The 17,458-nt window shown below is 46.9% G+C and carries 13 protein-coding genes and 2 pseudogenes; 13 read left to right on the top strand and 2 right to left on the bottom strand.

All coding sequences use genetic code 11. The features are described from left to right. The first annotated feature begins 6 nt into the window (after positions 1-6). The 7 genes and pseudogenes from AC58QT_RS11290 to AC58QT_RS11260 all read left to right on the top strand — a co-directional run. Positions 7-1,023, top strand: a complete 1,017-nt coding sequence (locus tag AC58QT_RS11290) for an LLM class flavin-dependent oxidoreductase (RefSeq protein WP_497409061.1) — start codon at positions 7-9, stop codon at positions 1,021-1,023. Between the two features lie 14 nt (positions 1,024-1,037). Next, on the top strand, positions 1,038-2,228 hold the full coding sequence (locus AC58QT_RS11285) for an amidohydrolase (protein ID WP_497409060.1): 1,191 nt from the start codon (positions 1,038-1,040) through the stop codon (positions 2,226-2,228). Next, entirely contained in the window at positions 2,225-2,701 is a 477-nt protein-coding gene (locus tag AC58QT_RS11280; protein ID WP_497409059.1) for a DinB family protein, read from the top strand. The genes AC58QT_RS11285 and AC58QT_RS11280 overlap by 4 nt, the downstream gene beginning before the upstream one ends. 12 nt (positions 2,702-2,713) lie before the next feature. Beyond that, positions 2,714-3,244 (top strand): GNAT family N-acetyltransferase, encoded by a 531-nt coding sequence (locus AC58QT_RS11275; protein ID WP_497289002.1) that lies wholly within the window; start codon positions 2,714-2,716, stop codon positions 3,242-3,244. 16 nt (positions 3,245-3,260) lie between these two features. After that, positions 3,261-4,583 carry an LLM class flavin-dependent oxidoreductase gene (locus AC58QT_RS11270; RefSeq protein WP_497409058.1) on the top strand — a complete coding sequence of 441 codons (1,323 nt, stop codon included), beginning with the start codon at positions 3,261-3,263 and terminating at the stop codon, positions 4,581-4,583. Between the two features lie 7 nt (positions 4,584-4,590). After that, positions 4,591-4,683 (top strand): annotated as a pseudogene (locus AC58QT_RS11265) (flagellar biosynthesis protein FliA); the annotation flags it as partial. A gap of 5 nt (positions 4,684-4,688) precedes the next feature. Further along, positions 4,689-5,006 (top strand): annotated as a pseudogene (locus AC58QT_RS11260) (ABC transporter ATP-binding protein); the annotation flags it as partial. 292 nt (positions 5,007-5,298) lie between these two features. Here the strand turns inward: AC58QT_RS11260 and AC58QT_RS11255 are convergent. Further along, the gene (locus tag AC58QT_RS11255) at positions 5,299-6,192 is read right to left on the bottom strand and encodes a helix-turn-helix domain-containing protein (RefSeq protein ID WP_497409057.1); all 894 of its coding nucleotides are present in this window, start codon (positions 6,190-6,192) and stop codon (positions 5,299-5,301) included. A 150-nt stretch (positions 6,193-6,342) separates the two neighbouring features. Here AC58QT_RS11255 and bglB point away from each other — a divergent pair, with 150 nt between their 5' ends. Beyond that, positions 6,343-7,407, top strand: a complete 1,065-nt coding sequence (gene bglB, locus AC58QT_RS11250; protein WP_497409056.1) for a beta-galactosidase BglB — start codon at positions 6,343-6,345, stop codon at positions 7,405-7,407. Positions 7,408-7,503: 96 nt separating this feature from the next. On the opposite strand, the gene AC58QT_RS11245 is transcribed toward bglB, so the two are convergent. Next, on the bottom strand, positions 7,504-8,373 hold the full coding sequence (locus tag AC58QT_RS11245) for an alpha/beta hydrolase (protein ID WP_497409055.1): 870 nt from the start codon (positions 8,371-8,373) through the stop codon (positions 7,504-7,506). Between the two features lie 186 nt (positions 8,374-8,559). On the opposite strand from AC58QT_RS11245, the gene AC58QT_RS11240 reads away from it, so the two are divergent. The 5 genes from AC58QT_RS11240 to AC58QT_RS11220 all read left to right on the top strand — a co-directional run bounded on the left by AC58QT_RS11240 (position 8,560) and on the right by AC58QT_RS11220 (position 17,214). Then, entirely contained in the window at positions 8,560-10,881 is a 2,322-nt protein-coding gene (locus tag AC58QT_RS11240) for a helix-turn-helix domain-containing protein (protein ID WP_497409054.1), read from the top strand. Positions 10,882-10,901: 20 nt separating this feature from the next. Further along, a complete protein-coding gene (locus tag AC58QT_RS11235; protein WP_497409053.1) occupies positions 10,902-11,900 on the top strand; it encodes an ABC transporter permease in 999 nt (332 codons plus the stop codon). A 13-nt stretch (positions 11,901-11,913) separates the two neighbouring features. Further along, the gene (locus tag AC58QT_RS11230) at positions 11,914-12,783 is read left to right on the top strand and encodes a carbohydrate ABC transporter permease (RefSeq protein ID WP_497409052.1); all 870 of its coding nucleotides are present in this window, start codon (positions 11,914-11,916) and stop codon (positions 12,781-12,783) included. Between the two features lie 78 nt (positions 12,784-12,861). Next, positions 12,862-14,430, top strand: a complete 1,569-nt coding sequence (locus tag AC58QT_RS11225; RefSeq protein WP_497409051.1) for a type 2 periplasmic-binding domain-containing protein — start codon at positions 12,862-12,864, stop codon at positions 14,428-14,430. Positions 14,431-14,553: 123 nt separating this feature from the next. Beyond that, the gene (locus AC58QT_RS11220) at positions 14,554-17,214 is read left to right on the top strand and encodes a glycosyl hydrolase family 28-related protein (RefSeq protein ID WP_497409050.1); all 2,661 of its coding nucleotides are present in this window, start codon (positions 14,554-14,556) and stop codon (positions 17,212-17,214) included. Positions 17,215-17,458 lie beyond the last annotated feature (244 nt).

Genomic DNA, 17,458 nt, shown 5'->3' with positions numbered 1-17,458 from the left:
GACTGTATGGGAATTAAACTAAGTATTTTGGATCAAAGTGTCGTGTTTCCGGGAGAAACAGCTTACGATGCCTTTCAGCATACCATTGCGCTTGTGCAGAAGGCAGAAAAGTTAGATTATCACCGATTCTGGGTATCGGAGCATCATGATTCCGAACTGGTAGCGGGCTCATCGCCTGAGGTACTCATTTCACATCTGCTAGCCAAAACAGAGCGTATCCGCATTGGCTCTGGCGGCATCATGCTCCAACATTACAGCCCTTACAAGGTTGCGGAGAATTTCAACGTGTTGGCATCTCTTGCGCCGGGCCGGATTGATCTTGGTATCGGCCGAGCGCCTGGCGGCCTTCCTCGTTCTACGAAAGCGCTGCAGCAGGGAATTATTGAAGCGCCTGCCTTGGCCGAGAAGCTGGACGATCTGCAGCAATTCGTAAAAAATCAACTGCGGGACGATCATCCACTGAAGGGCTTGCGTGTTTCACCGATTCCAACTGTTCCTGCAGATATCTTTATTCTAGGCGCAAGTACGGCAAGTGCACAATCAGCGGCAGAGGCAGGGTTGCCCTATGTTTTCGCACAGTTTATTAATGGCGATCAAGCCATAGCCGAAGCAGCGTTTGAGACGTATCACCAACATTTTAATCGTGAAAATGGCACTGAACCTCAGCTGCTGCTTGCGCTCTCTTTAATCGTCGCCGAAACGCAAGAAAAAGCTAATGAGTTGGCCGGTGAATATAAGAACGTTAAAATTCATTTGGAAAATGGCAAAACCTTAACGGTGGGCACCTTGGAACAAGCGGAGGAATATGGCCGCCAAACGCAAGCGAAGTTCACGGTTGAAGAGAAGCCTGCTGAGATTACAAGGGGCACGAAAGAAAGTGTACGCAATAAGTTGCTCGAGCTTCAACAGAAGTACAAGATCGATGAATTTATCGTAACAACCTCCGTGAAAGATTTCAGTAAACGGCTGCGTTCTTTTGAATTGCTGAGCGAAGCCTTCTCGGAATTGTTGGTAGAGGGCTGAGGAGGGTTATGTAGATGAGTGAGTTAACGATTGAGCAATCACAAACTGAATTTGAACAGCAACTAATCGGTTTCCGGCGGCAGCTGCATCAGCATCCTGAGTTATCTCATGAGGAAGTGCAGACGACCGCTGCGATTCGTACATGGCTCACCGAGGCGGGGATTCGCATTGCGGAACAGTATCCGCTCAAAACAGGACTTATCGCCGAAGTTGGTGGAAAGCTGGCTGGTCCGGTCATTGCGATTCGTGCTGATATCGATGCACTTCCCATTCAGGAAGAAACGGGTTTGTCCTTTGCTTCCCAAGTGCCAGGCAAAATGCACGCTTGTGGCCATGATTTTCACACGGCGACTGTGCTAGGAGCCGCGCTTCTACTCAAGCGGCAGGAGGCAAAGCTACAGGGAACGGTCCGTTTTATTTTTCAACCTGCCGAGGAAAAGGCGCAAGGCGCCGAACTGGTCATTGGCAGCGGAGCCTTGCAAGGCGTGCAGGCCATCTATGGCCTGCACAACAAACCGGATTTGCCCGTCGGAACGGTGGGCATCAAATCTGGACCTTTAATGGCAGCAGCCGACGGCTTTGTCATTGAAGTGGAAGGTCTAGGCACACATGCAGCAGTGCCAGAAGCGGGAATTGATCCGATTGTCGCTGGCGCACACATCGTGACAGCACTTCAATCCATCGTCAGCCGTAACATTAGCTCGCTGCAAAGTGCAGTCATCAGTGTGACACGCATTCACAGCGGGACAGCTTGGAATGTCATTCCGGATAAAGCGATTCTCGATGGCACACTCCGGACGTTTGATGAAAGTGTACGTCAGCTTGTTATCAAGCGGATGGAGGAAGTCGTTCACGGTGTGGCCGCAGCCTATGGGACGAAAGCAGTTGTCCGCTGGATTAAAGGTCCGCCGGCTGTAGTGAATGATCAAGCCCTAGCCTTGTTGGCTTCGAAAGCCGCAGAAAAGGCCAGTTTAACGGTCATCACACCTGCACCTTCACCGGCAGGCGAAGATTTTGCTTTTTATCAGAAGCAAGTGCCTGGCGTCTTCGTTTTCATAGGTACTGCTGGACCACAAGAATGGCATCATCCAGCTTTTGATCTTGATGAACGTGCTTTGCTTAGCAGTGCTGCATATTTTGCCCGTTTAGCTCAAACATCTTTGGAGGAGTTATCAATCGAGTTATCACAGGAGGTTTCGACATGAGTTCAACGATTCCAGATTTATCTCTATATTTGCTTACACACCAACAATTACAGAACGCTATCGGAGATTTAACCGAAGGTCAGTTAGTTTGGAAGCCAGCTTTGGATAAATGGAGTGTTACCGAAGTTCTATCTCATTTGGCTGATCACAATATTGTCGTCTCTTTCCGAATCCGTGCGATACTTGCTGGGGCAACTGCGCAGTTGCCAGCTTTCGAGCAAGACGCATGGGTTGCTGGGGCGAAGGCTAATGAGGGATCAGCATCCGATATTTTAGCTCTTTTTCAATCCTTGCTCGTTTATAATCATGCGTTATTTCTGCGGCTTTCAGAGGAAGATTGGGCGAAAACGGGTGTGAATTTCAAGGGTCAAACCTTGCGTTTAACGGATGTGGTTCAGTCGTTTATTGCTCATGTTCAAGGCCATATAGGACAAATTGATCGAATAAAGAGTGCGTTGGAAGCACGCGTATAGGAGGAGTTAAGAATGCCGGAGGACAAAGAAGCTCAGATTCGGGAAGCGACGGATGGGGATCGCAATGCTATTCGCAAAGTGTTGGAAGATGCTTATGGACAATATCAGACTGTTTTGCCTCCGGAGGGCTGGGAGCAATACAAGGATAACATTCTTGCTTCTGTAGATAACGAGAAGCCAATTGCGCGCATTATCGCTGTGATTGATGATGAAGTTGTCGGCAGCTCACAGCTGTTTCTTTCTTCAGAGGCTGCCTATGGCGCGCCTGAACTTGCCATCGAATCACCGATTCTGCGTTTGCTTGCGGTATCGCCAAACGCAAGAGGGAAGGGGATCGCAACGGCATTGATTAAGGAAAATGTGAAACGCGCAGCTGCGTTAGGCGCAGAAACGTTGCACTTGCATACTTCAGATATGATGGAATCCGCTGTGAAACTCTATGAGCGGTTAGGCTTTGAACGTGCTTTTGATAAAGATATTCAAAAAGGTGATATTCTCGTGAAAAGCTATCGTCTGCACATACAGACGGCAGCAATCTTGTAAAAGGACGGAGATCAGTATGACTAAACACAAACAGATAAAACTAGGTGCAATCATCCATGGTGTCGGAGGTCACGTATCGGGTTGGAGACACCCAGATGCGATTACGGATGCCAGTGTGAATATAGGGTTCTACAAACAGCAGGCTCAGAAAGCGGAAGCAGGAAAATTCGATTTGGTCTTCATCGCGGACGGTCTCTATATAACTGAAAAATCGATCCCCCATTTTCTCAATCGGTTTGAACCGATCACGATTCTATCGGCTCTTGCGTCTGTCACTTCGCATATTGGCCTTGTTGGGACGCTGTCCACTTCTTACAGCGAACCCTTTACGGTATCGAGACAATTTGCTTCTCTCGATCTAATCAGTGGTGGTCGTGCTGGCTGGAATGTGGTGACATCTCCGCTCGAAGGATCCGCCAAAAACTACAGCAAAACCGAACATCCGTCCCATCCTGAACGTTACCGCATTGCAAATGAGTATTTGGAAGTGACGCGAGGGTTGTGGGACTCATGGGAAGATGATGCCTTTGTTCGTAATAAGGAAAGCGGTGTGTTCTTTGATCCGAGCAAGCTTCATACCCTGAATCATAAAGGCGAGTACTTCTCCGTACAGGGGCCTCTTAATATTGCTCGTTCCAAACAAGGGCAACCCGTCATTTTCCAAGCGGGTGCTTCCGAGGATGGGCGCGCGTTCGCCGCAAAGGTAGCGGATGCCATTTTCGCTGGCCATGAATCAATTGATGAGGCGAAAGCCTATTACGCAGATATTAAAAAAAGAGTTGAAGCAGCTGGCCGTAATCCAGATGAAGTCGTTATTTTACCTGGCATTGCTCCAATCATTGGACGTACGGAAGAAGAGGCCGAGCGCAAATATCAAGAGGTTGCGAACCTAGTTACGATTGACAAGGCACTGGATTACTTGGGGAGATTTTTTGAGCATCACGATTTTTCCCAATATCCGCTGGATGAGCCATTCCCTGATCTAGGCGATTTCGGCAGCAATAGCTTCCGCAGTGGAACGGATAGAATTAAGCAAACGGCTAAAGAAAACAATCTGACGCTGCGACAAGTGGCTTTGCAAGTAACTACGCCGCGCAATGAGTTTACCGGAACGCCTGAATACGTAGCCAATCGCGTGCAGGCTTGGTTCGAAGAAAATGCCGCAGATGGCTTTATCATAGCAGCGGCGCTTCCCAAAGGGTTAGATGATTTCGTTGATCTCGTCGTTCCCATTCTACAAGAGCGCGGGCTCTACCGGTCTGAATACGAAGCCGATACGTTACGTGGAAATCTTGGGGTGCCGGTACCGACTAATCGGTATACGACGGTGAAGGTGTAAGCGTTCCATATTTACCTTGCTTCGTGTCCATATCCTCAAAAAATTCGATAACACCGGAGAAGATTTGGAGGATTTGATTTCTATTGGGACGATCGGACTACGCGGAAGGAACGAGAACCGCTTGTGATGAAGGCATTGGAAGCGGTGGATTTGGTGAATCGAAGGAAGCATATGCCTTCCGAGTTATCCGGGGGACAGCAGCAGCGAGTTGCGATCGCACGTACGCTTGCAGGTGATCCTGCGATCATTTTAGCGGATGAGCCGACAGGGGCGCTGGATTCGAAGACGGGCATGGAGATTATGGATATTTTCACGAGGTTGAATGATCAAGGTAGGACGATAATATTGATTACGCATGATCAACAGATTGCGCAGCAGGCGAAGCGGGTTGTGAGGTTTAGGGATGGGCGGTTGTTGGAGGATGTTCAGTTGGTGAAGGATTATGCCAGGACCCCATGGGAATTTGGGGGTTCTGGTTTTTTTCATTGGATACATAGGATTTATGTTTGTTTTCTAGTCAGTGGTGGTGGACTTTTTGAATGATGTGAAGGTACATTTTGCCATCAATATACAGGCGATAGCTTGCTGTCTTGTCCATTAACATCAATTTTGAGTTGACAAACTATTCAGATGGAGGTTGGTAGGAAGAGGTTGCAGTTGTCCAAAAAATTGTTACTGGAAGATTAATATTCGGAATCTGCAAGGCAGCACATCTTCATTGTTCTTGCTTTGCTCCATGCAGGAACTTGCTTTCGGCAGCTTGTTTGGCGTATTTGCCTGGCGGCATGCCGACCAGCGTGCGAAAGGTGCGGATAAAGTGGGTGTAGTCGTTAAATCCACACGCATAACATGCTTGTGTGGTGGAGATATCCCCTTTTTCAAGGAGCTCCTTGGCCTTGATAATTCGCAGCTGCACCACATACTGATGGACGGAGAGCCCAGTCACTTCACGAAATAATTCATTAAGTTGATGACGATTGATATAAAATTGCTCAGTTATCATATCAGTTGTTATGACCTCGGCGTAATGGGTGTCTATGTAAGCCATAATGGGCGTGATTAACGAGGAAGCGGCAGTCGGTATTCCACTGTTTTCTGGCCCGGGATATTCGTCTCGTGTCATGGCTTCCAATTGAATTAGAATGTGAGCTAATTGCAATTTTACTTTCACATCGGCGGCGAAGCCAGTCTGCTCCAGCAGAAGTTTCAACTCATGGAACAAACCAACCAATGTATCTGCGTCGCTGCTGGACAAGCGGACTCGGTGTTGATTGGCGACGCTCCTACGAGCAAAGCACGCTAGTAGATTAGTATTGGCTGTATTCATCACACTCATATAGAAGGGGTTGAAATACAGAATATACCGTTCAAAATGTTCCCTGTCATGAATAATGGAGCGGTGCATGTCGCTGGTGCTGAGTAAAAGAAGATCGTTCGGCGCGAGTAGGTATTGCTGATCTCCTATCCAGAACTCCGCTCCCGCTGTTACGGCAAGATAGACTTCATAGACATTATGAAAGTGATAATAGTCCATATGCCAGTCGGCTCCGAAGTTATGCTCTAGCCGCACATTCTCGGTATAGGCGTTTTTAACCTTTTTATATACCATCGTCTCGATTCCTGCTCCCTGTAAGCATGTCTCTGTTACACTTGTTAAGAATATCACAAAAATGCATGTAATTCGTCCAATAATGCAAGAATGGTATCACCTTCTTTTCTTATAATGGGCATGAAAGATCAGATGGAAGGATGATTGCATATGGATAAAGCCGCTGTTAGCGCGCTCATTAACAAAGTAGCCTACAGGATGAAGCACCTAGGAAACGATACAGGACTGGTGGAAGAATGCCCGATTAGTATTATCGCAATGGATACGTGGGAATGGGCTCAAGGCGTAGGCTTGTATGGGCTTTATAAATATTACCGGGAGACAGGGGAGACTGATGTACGCGATTTCCTTGTAGCGTGGTTCGAACTCAATATTAGCAAGGGGTTGCCGGAAAAGAATGTGAACACGCTCTGTCCGATGCTGACATTAAGCTTTCTTGCTGAGGAAACTGGACGTGAGGATTTCTTGGATCTTTGTCGGGAGTGGGCGAAATGGATCATGGAAGAGATGCCTCGCACGGAGGAAAATGGGTTGCAGCACATCGTTTCAGGGAACGTCAACCAAGGTCAGTTATGGGATGATACCTTGTTCATGACGGTACTCTTCTTGGCGAGAGCAGGCAAACTATTTAAGCGAGAGGTTTATTTGACAGAATCGGTGCGGCAATTCCTTGTGCATATCAAATATTTAACAGACCGCAAAACCGGACTCTGGTATCACGGTTGGAGCTTTGAGGGGCGCCATCATTTTGCTGAAGCACTCTGGGCTCGGGGAAATTGCTGGTATACGGCCGGGGTCGTGGATTACCTGGATATTGTAGAAGACCTTGATCCGGGTGTGAAACGTTTCCTACTGGATGCCCTGCAAGCGCAGGTAGCTGCACTCGAGAAGCTGCAGCATCAAGACGGCATGTGGCACACTTTGCTGGATGATCCCTCATCGTATGTGGAAACATCGGCTACGGCAGGCTTCTCCTATGGGATTCTAAAGGCTGTCCGATTGGGCTATTTGGACGCCCGTTATCTCCCTATGGGGCGTAGAGCCGCCGAAGCTGTAATCTCCCAAATCTCCGCGGATGGAACGGTCCACAATGTATCTTACGGAACAGGAATGGGAGAGACCTTGGAGGCGTACCGCAGGATTGAACTTTGCCCGATGACGTACGGTCAAGCACTGCCAATCTTGATGCTGACAGAGGTCATGAGGTTTTCATAAGTTTCTTAGTTCATTAAGGAAATATGTTAGATTTAGAGGGAAACGCCGCAGCGCATGTGTAAAGGTGCGCTGCGGCGTTTTTCTCATGAGGCTATTCTACCTCTCAGCAAGCAGCCCAAGTGATACGAGAAACTCATCCATATGGGTAATTGCCTGATTTACCTGAGTTTCAGAAGCTGTATAGTCATACAAAATGAACGCATGCTTCAACTCCGCATATAAAACTAACTTCGCATAATTGCCAGCCTTCACATGAGCCTCATAATATTTGACAGACTCTTCCGGAACAACAACGATATCTTGAAGACCATGCAGAATCAGGATAGGCGGTTGACCAGCAGCTACATGATAATAGGGGGATAATCGTTTGGCTTGATCGTTTCGATATAACCAACAACTCACCTCATCCTCGGATGCATCCTCTTTATGTGAATCTTGTATCATGTGCTTCCATTTTAATGTCAAATCGACAATCCCATTATAATCAATAACGACATTCGCCATGGAGGAAATGGAGAGATCCTCATCCAAATCATCGAACTCCTGAATGGTTCCCAGGCTAGTTGCCAGATGACCTCCGGCCGAATCTCCTGCCACAATGATCCGGTTCGGATCAATCCCTAATAGGTGAGCATTTTTGCGCAAATAGCGAATGGCCGATTTACAATCCGTTAAACAGTCGGCTACCGTAACAGTAGGAGCATCGTCTTGATCGACGTTCTCTGAGTTGTTTGCAAGTCTGTACGCAACACTAAAGGCAACAGCCCCTCTATTTGCAAAATAATCACAATGTCGAAGAAAAAGCTCCGCATTCCCTCGCGTCCAACCCCCTCCGTGAATCCATACGACGGCTGATCTCCGATCGCTTTCCTTCCAGTCAGATGGTCTAGTGCCGTACATATGAAGATCTTGATTGGCTATAGTTTTGTACTTTAAGCTGTTGGTGAAATTCCCTTGCTCTTTCATGCCTTCCCCCCTTGTAGGATTCACAGGTGATCTATATGTCTTAGCTAGGGGATGTAGTTCCACAAATACGCTGACTTCTCCTGCAAAAGGGGGTTTTCGAAAATTGATCATTGAAATGGATAACGTTCGGAGAATAAAGTGTACAATGAGGGGTATTGTATTCATTTTTGGAGGTGTGGGTTTCAATTGGAATCGTTCAAGCGCTTAAGTACCAAAATCATCAGTCTTAAAGTGATATCCATTGTTCTTCTGCTCTCCATTCTACCCGTATTGGGATTCGGCACACTGATTTATACATTAGGTTCCCAACTTATTGAATCGGAAGTCAACCGCTCTTCCTTTGCAGCTATGAATCAAATTAGCAAACAGATGGAATCGACGATCATGCAGATTGAGCGGTCTGCGACACAGCTCTCGATTCAGTCTAATGTTGAGAATCTAATGAATATCGGTATGGATCCCGGACTGGGAACGCAGGCAATCAGCAATGAGCTGCGGCGTGATTTGACGGCTTTTGCAAGCTCGATTGAGGGTGTTGAATCCGTAGTGTTCTATCATGAGGCACAGAAAGTGATCATTTCTTCCTTAGAGATTACATCTCTGGAAGCCGGTGTGTATCAGGATACTTCATGGATGCCGTATTTGGAGACGGCTATGGAACAGAATAGGAAGAGCTTCTGGACAGACCCAAGGAGAGCTGTGAATAAGCAAGGGGAAGAGAGTCGAGTTATTACGTATGTGAAGATCCTGCCTTTCTTCGATACAGAGGTAAAAGCCGTTCTTTTAGTCAACATACCTTTGGATTATATTCAGAGCTTGATGGGTGAGTATCTCAGTGAATCAGATGGAAAGATCGTGCTGTTTAATGAAAATAAGGAGCTGCTTTACGGAGAAGAGGCGTCGAAGAATCGCATTCTGAAAGTACTGCCCGACCAAGCAGTGGCAGGGGACAAGAGAGAGACCTATCGTATTGAGAATCCGGACGAGTTTGTTACTTTTAAGCAATCTAAGAGCAATGGTTGGATTTATGCCATGCTCGTACCCGTTAATACGGTAAGCGAGAGTGTTTTCCTTTTAAAAAAGATTATTATTGTTAGCACGATCTTACTTTCTATACTTGCGCAAATCACAGCGTATTTCAGCTTCTCCAACTTCCGAAACGGTGTTCAGCGGTTACTTCGGTTGTTCGATAGGCCAGGAGATAGGAAGGAAATCTATGCCACGGAAAGCGGATATAGAGGGCAAATTGATTATATTGAAAACAACATCTCGAATTTAATGCGGGAAGTCATGGAAGTGAAAGCCTCTTGGCAGCAACAGTTGCCGTTGCTCCGTGTGCACTATTTGCTATCTGCAATTGTAGGTAATCTCAATGCGCTAGATAAGCTGGATGAGCAATACAGTTCAGACTTTCATTTGTTTAAGGAGCCCCGATTCGCAGTGTTCTGCGTGGAAATGGATACAGGCAAAGAAAATATGCGCTTTACAGAGAAGGATAAATCGTTGTTCCTCTTTGCAGTGTCCAATATTATCAATGAATGGCTGGAAGGAAAATATCATGCAGAGACGCTGATTACGCATGAGCATGCTGTCGTCATTCTGAATGTTTCGGCAATGACGGATGTGACTTATGTAGAGGATGCGGCCGAGCAGATCCGCAAGGTTATTCACACCTATTTGCGCCATACGGTTACGATCGGCGTCGGTAGTTGTGTAGATGGGTTCCGTGAGCTGTCGCAATCCTATCACGAATCTTTGCGCGTCCTTCGGTTGAATTGGATGAAGCTCGGTAATGAAGTACTCTCCAGCACGCGGATAACAGGTGCATCCCCTAAACTGATTCCGTATCCATCCTATGCGGAGGACGAGATCCGCAATCGCTTGCTGGAAGGGGACCGCGAAGGCACCGCAGCAGGCTTGGATCGATTCGTGTCGGAGCTGAATCGCTATACACCATCGTTTCCTATTGCCAAAACGTATTATTTGCAACTGCTCGTGTCCATGATGCGATTAGCACAGGAGTATGAGGAGGATCTAAGTCGCTTCTTTGGAAGCAGCGATCCTTACGACGATTTCTTCAGGCTTGAAGATCAGGAGCCTATGTTGGATTGGTTCCGCAGCTTGATCATTCCGCCAATACTGGATCGTATCCTGAATAGCAAGAAAAAGCGGAGGGAAGAAGTGGTCGTCCAGACGCTGCGACTGGTTGAGGAGCGATTGTCGCAAGATATCTCTCTTCAAGCACTGGCGGATGAATTGAACATGAATCCATCCTATGTGAGCTTAATATTCAAGGAAGAGACAGGCGATACGTTCATTAATTATGTGACTCGGATTCGCGTCGAGCGATCGAAGAGTCTGCTCTGCGAGACGGAATTGACGATAGCCCAAATTGCCAAGGAAGTTGGGTATGCGAACGCTCAGCATCTCATACGCGTGTTCAAGAAGCAAGAAGGGAAAACCCCTGGAGAATACAGGATCGAAGCCCTTTCGAAAGGTGATTATTGAACTGGAATGGATGACTTCGTATGATCAAATCACCCAATAGGGCCACTGATCATACGGAGGTAACGAACTACATGGCGCGAAGCATTCTACAGAACGAGCCACCACGCAAATCCGCTTTCCGGCGTTTATTTCGCACTTACCGGATTCATAGCGGACTTATCCTTATGTTTCTTCCAGGTTTTATTCTCTTTTTTGTTTTCGAGTATTTTCCCCTTTATGGATTGCTCTTGGCGTTCAAGGATTATCAGATCTTAGACGGAGTGTGGGGCAGTCCATGGGTGGGTTTCGAGCATTTTAATCGGATGTTCTTAGGAGAGGGCTTCATGGATGCGCTGCGGAATACCGTTACGATATCGCTCATTAAGCTAATTCTCGTATTCCCTGCTCCTGTTATCTTGGCCTTAATGCTCAATGAGGTTAGGCTCGTTTTTCTGCGTAAGACGATTCAGACCTTATCGTATTTACCTCACTTCTTCTCTTGGGTTATTCTGAGCGGGATTCTGTTCAGCTTCCTTAGCAAGGATGGGGGTTTTAATCAAATTCTATCCTGGTTTGGCTTGGAGCCAATCAGTTGGCTCCTGTTCCCGCAATATTTCTACGGGATTATCGTGGCATCTGATATATGGCAAGGAGTAGGATGGGGCTCCATCGTGTATTTCGCAGCGCTTGCTTCAATAGATCCCACCTTATACGATGCGGGGAAAGTCGATGGAGCGAGCAGATGGCAGCAAATTTGGATGATTACGCTTCCCAGCATCCTGCCCACTGTCATCATCATGTTCCTGCTTAACATAAGCGGGTTCCTCTCGGTTGGGTTTGATCAGATCTACAATTTAATGACGCCTACGACTTCTGATGTAGCGGAGATTCTGGATACGTATGTCCTAAGACGTTTGCTAAGTATGGATTTTTCTCTAGGAACGGCAGCTGGCATATTTAAATCAGTCATTGGATTGATACTGGTTCTATCGGCGAATCGGATTGTGAAATCGGTCGACAAAGAACAAGGATTATGGTGAAGGAGGGATTCCTATGAGACAGAGCAAAAGTGAATGGTTGTTTGAAATCGTGAATATTGGGCTTCTTATCTTGTTGGGATTCATGACCCTCTATCCTTTCTTATATGTCATGACCATTTCGCTCAGCACACCTGCCGATGCGGCCAAGCAAGGATTGCACTTGCTTCCGTTAGCACCTTCCTTTGAAGCGTATCGCAAAGTGTTTCAGCACCCTGAGCTATTCGGCGCTTATTGGAATACGATCGTCCGGACAGGACTCGGTGTAGCGGTTGTCCTGCTTTTTTCCTCAACCGTTGCTTACCCGTTATCGAGAAAATCGTTCCCGCATCGGAAATTTATTACGTTCCTCTTCGTGTTCAGCATGCTATTCAGTGGAGGCTTAATACCTACCTACCTCTTAGTCAAGGATTTGCACATGGTAGATACAATATGGGCCTTAGTGCTGCCTGGGGCAGTGAATGCCTTCCGAATTATCATTTTGCGCAATTTTTTCGACGGTGTCCCGACAGAAGTTATCGAGTCAGCTAAAATGGACGGTGCCAACGAACGAGTGGTTTTCCTCCGCATTATGTTACCACTGTCCCTCCCCGTACTTGCTGTCATCTCCTTGTGGGCGGCAGTAGGCCATTGGAATGCTTGGTTTGATGCGTTGATCTATATTAACGATCCTGCTAAGCAAGTGCTCCAGCTGTTTTTACGAAGGACAGTATTGGAGAACGCTAGCTTGACACCTGGAGATGGCATGCTGGATCTGACGGAGTATACCCCAGAAACGCTGAAGGCTGCGACAATTATGCTGGTGTCCTTGCCGATTCTGTTCGTCTATCCTTTCGTTCAACGTTTCTTTGTCAAAGGGATCCATCTGGGATCTGTTAAAGGGTGAGGAAGTTTATGCAGTCGAAGGACTTCATAATAGAACCAAGAAGCAGTTAAAAGACAATTAGGGAGGCAAAGAACAAGCATGAATCGGAAATCAATAGACCTTCGCAAGCTGAGCATGATCGGGATGACTGCCATATTGGCGACTTCGACCCTGCTCGCAGCATGCTCCAAACAGGAGAAGGAAACAGCAAGTAACACCACTCCAACAACCGCAACAAAAGCACCTATGGAAATTAAGTGGATGCCGCTCCCAAGCAATACGCTGGAGAATTCTTATGCGCAGCAGTATATCGAGAAAAAGTTTAATGTCATCATTAAGCCATACCTGCTTCCCAATGCGGGTTATGTAGACAAACAACGTATTATGTTGTCGAGTAAAGACATTCCTGACGTCTTCTATGTTGCAGAAACGCAAGACTTAAGCAAGTATGCTTCGCAAGGGCTGCTGGCTGAAGTGCCTAAGGAATTAATTCAGAAGTATGCCCCAGATACGACTAAAATGTTGAATGATTTCGCACCGCAGAGCTGGTATTACTCCAATTACAAAGCCAAAAATTATGGACTCCCGACGGTGTATTATACCGGCAAATATAACGCAAAGCAGGTATGGCGTGAAGATCTCTTGAAGAAGGCGGGGGTTACTAAAATCCCAGAAACGTTGGAAGAGATCGAAGCGGCCTTTGCTAAATTGAAACAAATCGGCGTTTATGGGATGACGACAACCGGAAATAGTTACTACAATCAATTCCATATGATATTCGGTGCGTTCGGCATTCTCCCGCCGCAGTGGATGGTTAAGGATGGGAAAGTTGTGAACTCGGCTATTCTGCCAGAGGCGAAGCAGGCGCTCACGCTACTTGCGGATTGGTTCAAGAAAGGCTATATTGACCCCGAATTTGTTACAGGCAAAGACCTCGATGTCAAATTTATTAACGGCAAGGTAGCTTCGTATGACAGTGCTAGCGCTACGTCCATCGATAAAACCAACCCGAACAGTTATATAAGCAAAGTCTTGAAAATCGATCCAAATGCAAGTGTTGTGTTGGGACCCCTTCCCAAAGGTCCAGGAGGGCAGCATGGTTGGGCATGGGGAACAGCGGGCCATATTTGGGCATTCGGCAAGCAGCTACAGGATCAACCAGAGAAAATGGCAAAGATTTTGGAAATTCTCAACACCATTCAAAACGACCCTGAGACCCATGTCGCTTTAACTTGGGGAGAGAAGGGGAAACATTATGATTTGGCAGACCAAGCGAAAGGGGATGCGGGTGGATTCAAGCGATTGCCGCCATTCGATGATGTAGCCAAGTTGGAAACGGAAGGACTCCGCGATGCGGGCATGACAACCGCATTCGCGGATCAAGGAAATCCTGCTTTATACGAGAAATATCTCGATCCGAAGTTAACGGAGTTGAGAAAACTGTATGACAGTCCGGTAAGTGACATTTTCGGCAAACCTGACGTGCTGCCATCCTCTGGCAAATATTGGGGAGATCTAACTAAGCTGAAGGTCGATACGTATACGGCCATCGTGTTTGGAAATAAACCAGTATCGGCCTTTGATGACTTTGTGAAGCAGTGGAACAGCATGGGCGGAACCGAATTGGAGAATGAAGCGAATGAGTTGTATCAATCAATGAAGAAATAATACTCACATCAGGTGCAGACAAACAGGCGGAATAAGAGTTGGTACTAGGCCTTATTCTGCCTATTCTTTAGTTAGCGGATTCATTTCGAAATGACAACTACTAATAAAGGAGTTTGGTGACTGATGCGTATGGGGTATGGGAAGAAATTAAATATGCGTTCTCTCGTATTGTTGACCGTTATGTCGATGCTGCTTGTTATAATTGCACCCATTGGATTAGGTAATGTAGAGGCAACGAGTTCAACGAATAGGCCAGTTGTGATACACAACACGTGGAATGTAACTCCCGGGCAAGTAGTCGGTATATACGGTGGACATTTCCTGGCGGGTAACGGAACGGTACATGTGAAAGCGCTACCGTTAAGCGGAGCAACGGTCGTAGCTTCCTCGCTTGCTACTGTAGAACTATCAATTGTTAATGTTCAGGATGAATTGATTCAGGCTGTATTTCCTGAAAGCGCTTCTCCTGATGCGTATGCCGTGTGGGTGGAGACAGAGGCAGGTATCAGTGATCCTTTCTGGTTCAACCGGGCAGAGCTCTTCTGGATGTCTGATACGATAGCGTATACAGGACAGTCTGTTCGTTTATTTGGACGCAATTTGCTGAATCCATCCACGGATGATGAAGAGGACGAGGACGAACAAGCGGATAACCGTGGTCATGGGAACGGAAATGGACACGGACACGGGAATGGTAATGGCCATGGCAACGGTAATGGTAATGGTAATGGGCATGGTCATGGAAGTTCGAGTAGTGTAGCAGTCGTTCTTGTTAACGTGTCTACAGGAGAACGTATATCAGCGGCAGTTCAAGCTGTAGATACATATACCATGGATTTCATCGTTCCTAAGGCTGCGCAAGGCGAGACTTATCAGATCGAAGCATGGAACGGGGCGGGGGCTAAGGAAGATACCAGAGTGCTGTTGGATAATGAGCAACGCTTAACTGTAATTGACAAGAACGCGCATGCTGCTGCATTAGAGTCTGACCTTGGGTTGTCAGTTTCTTGGCTTACAGAAATTCCCCATAATCAGCGCTTTAACGTGCGTGCTTTTGGAGCTGCGGGTAATGGTGTAACCGATGATACATATGGGATCCAGGCAGCTGTCGATGCTGCGGATGCCGCCGGTGGAGGCATTGTCTATTTCCCGAAGGGAACCTATTCGTTCTCCTCTGTTTGGATTCACGATCGTACGATTCTGAAGGGAGCAGGGAAAGAAAAGACCAAGCTTGTGTACAATGGAGGCATTGTACCGGATTATCCGCGATCGATCCTCCCACGTGAGTCTTTCACGGTAAGAAACTATGGGGAAGCCAATAAGCTGCTGTTCAGTGACGCTACGTATGTCGGGGTTGCAGACATGTCGATCGAGAGCACTGTCGTTCGTCCTCAAGAGGATGCGAGACGTAGAATTCATGGCTATGTTGTACCGATAGCATTTCTAGGCGTAAACACGAGCGACCAGCAGTATGCTGGGCAATCTGCACCAGCCGACTCACTTGGAAATTTCGTGATGAATGTCCATATCCAAATAGCGGATGGTTCCGGCGCTGCGATGTATAGCAGTGGAACCAGTATTATTGAGAACTCAGAAATGCTGGTAACGCATGGCGGACTAGAGGCTGCGAACAACAAGTTAGTCCGATTTAGAAATAACGAAGTAAGTAATTCCATGCGTCCGGCGACCTACATTTCATCCGGGAACGCGTGGTATGAGAATAATAAGCTCACAGGTGTCGATTACGAAACCGTATGGCCGACGATTGGGTTCCGATTTAACGAAGCAGCTGGTACAATTGAACATCGGTATGCCGACTTCCCAATGACAGCTAGTTATGTAGCAGGCAATCACACACAAGGCGTGTTCGGTTCAGCGACTGGAAATGAAGGTGAAGGGTTTCTATGGCAAGGGCAAAGCCGTCTGATCTACAGTAAAGTATCTTCTGCTGGAGAGCAGTCGCTAACGGATATAACCGCTGCGTTTACTTCTGCCTATATCGGCAAAAGCGTTACCTTAGTAGGAGGAACAGGCCTTGGACAGGTTCGGACCATCACAGCTTACAATGGAAATACACTGGAACTGGATAAGCCATGGGATATTCAGCCGGATGCGACAACCGCTTATACGGTAGACATTGCGCCTGCCCGACATAACATTCTAATTAACAATGTGTTGGATGGGCAAACGAATAAAGGCGGCATCATGTTTTATACGAAGAGTTACGATAATATTATCGATGGGAATACCCTTACTCACACCGGGGGCATTTGGTTAGCAGCTAATCATAGTACAGATCGGAAACGGGCTGACTACTCGTACTTCTCAGTCGTTAAAAACAATACATTGAGCGGGAGCTCAAAGCCTGGGCACGGTCAAGGTAATACGTTGGCCATTGGTCCGGGGACTGACGGGGGTATTAAGGCTAGTCCACTCGCGGCTGTACCCTCAACCGGGATATTCGGGTATGAAATACGGAATAACGATTTAACTTCGATTGGCACGAACTTCCCTTATCAGGGGAATTTCCAGAAAGCCTATGTAACTTCAAGTGGCATTCTAGTATCTAGCCCAGGTGATATATCCTATCCGATGGCCAAAGGTGTCATCGTTGAGGGTAACAAAGTAAGAGAGGCTTACGCGGGAGTTCACCTCGCGAACAGCTCGTTCGATACGGTGCTCGCAGATAATGATTTCGAAGGTAACGGTGTGGATTATGATGATACGGGTAGTATTCATACAGTCTTACTGAATCAAGGTCAGATCGTTCCTTATCTACCATAATAAATGTAAACACCTCATCTCCTGTCTTGGAGATGGGGTGTTTTTTGAGTAATAATTCAGCTATAAAGCAGGTTAAACCAACACCAGAGGGAGGTAGTTAGTCGAATTAATCGACTAATGCAAGGTGAAAGAATGATTTGAATGTTGATTATTGAAGTGGAATTGACCTCTAAGTAAGATGGGAGTAAACCGATGATACCTGGTCTCAAGTAAGCCTGTAACATTGGGAAAAGAGGAGTTAAGC

The sequence above is a fragment of the Paenibacillus sp. J31R109 genome (assembly GCF_059692055.1).
The sequence above is the reverse complement of the archived record's forward strand: the minus strand, read 5'-3'. Positions and strand labels throughout refer to the sequence as shown.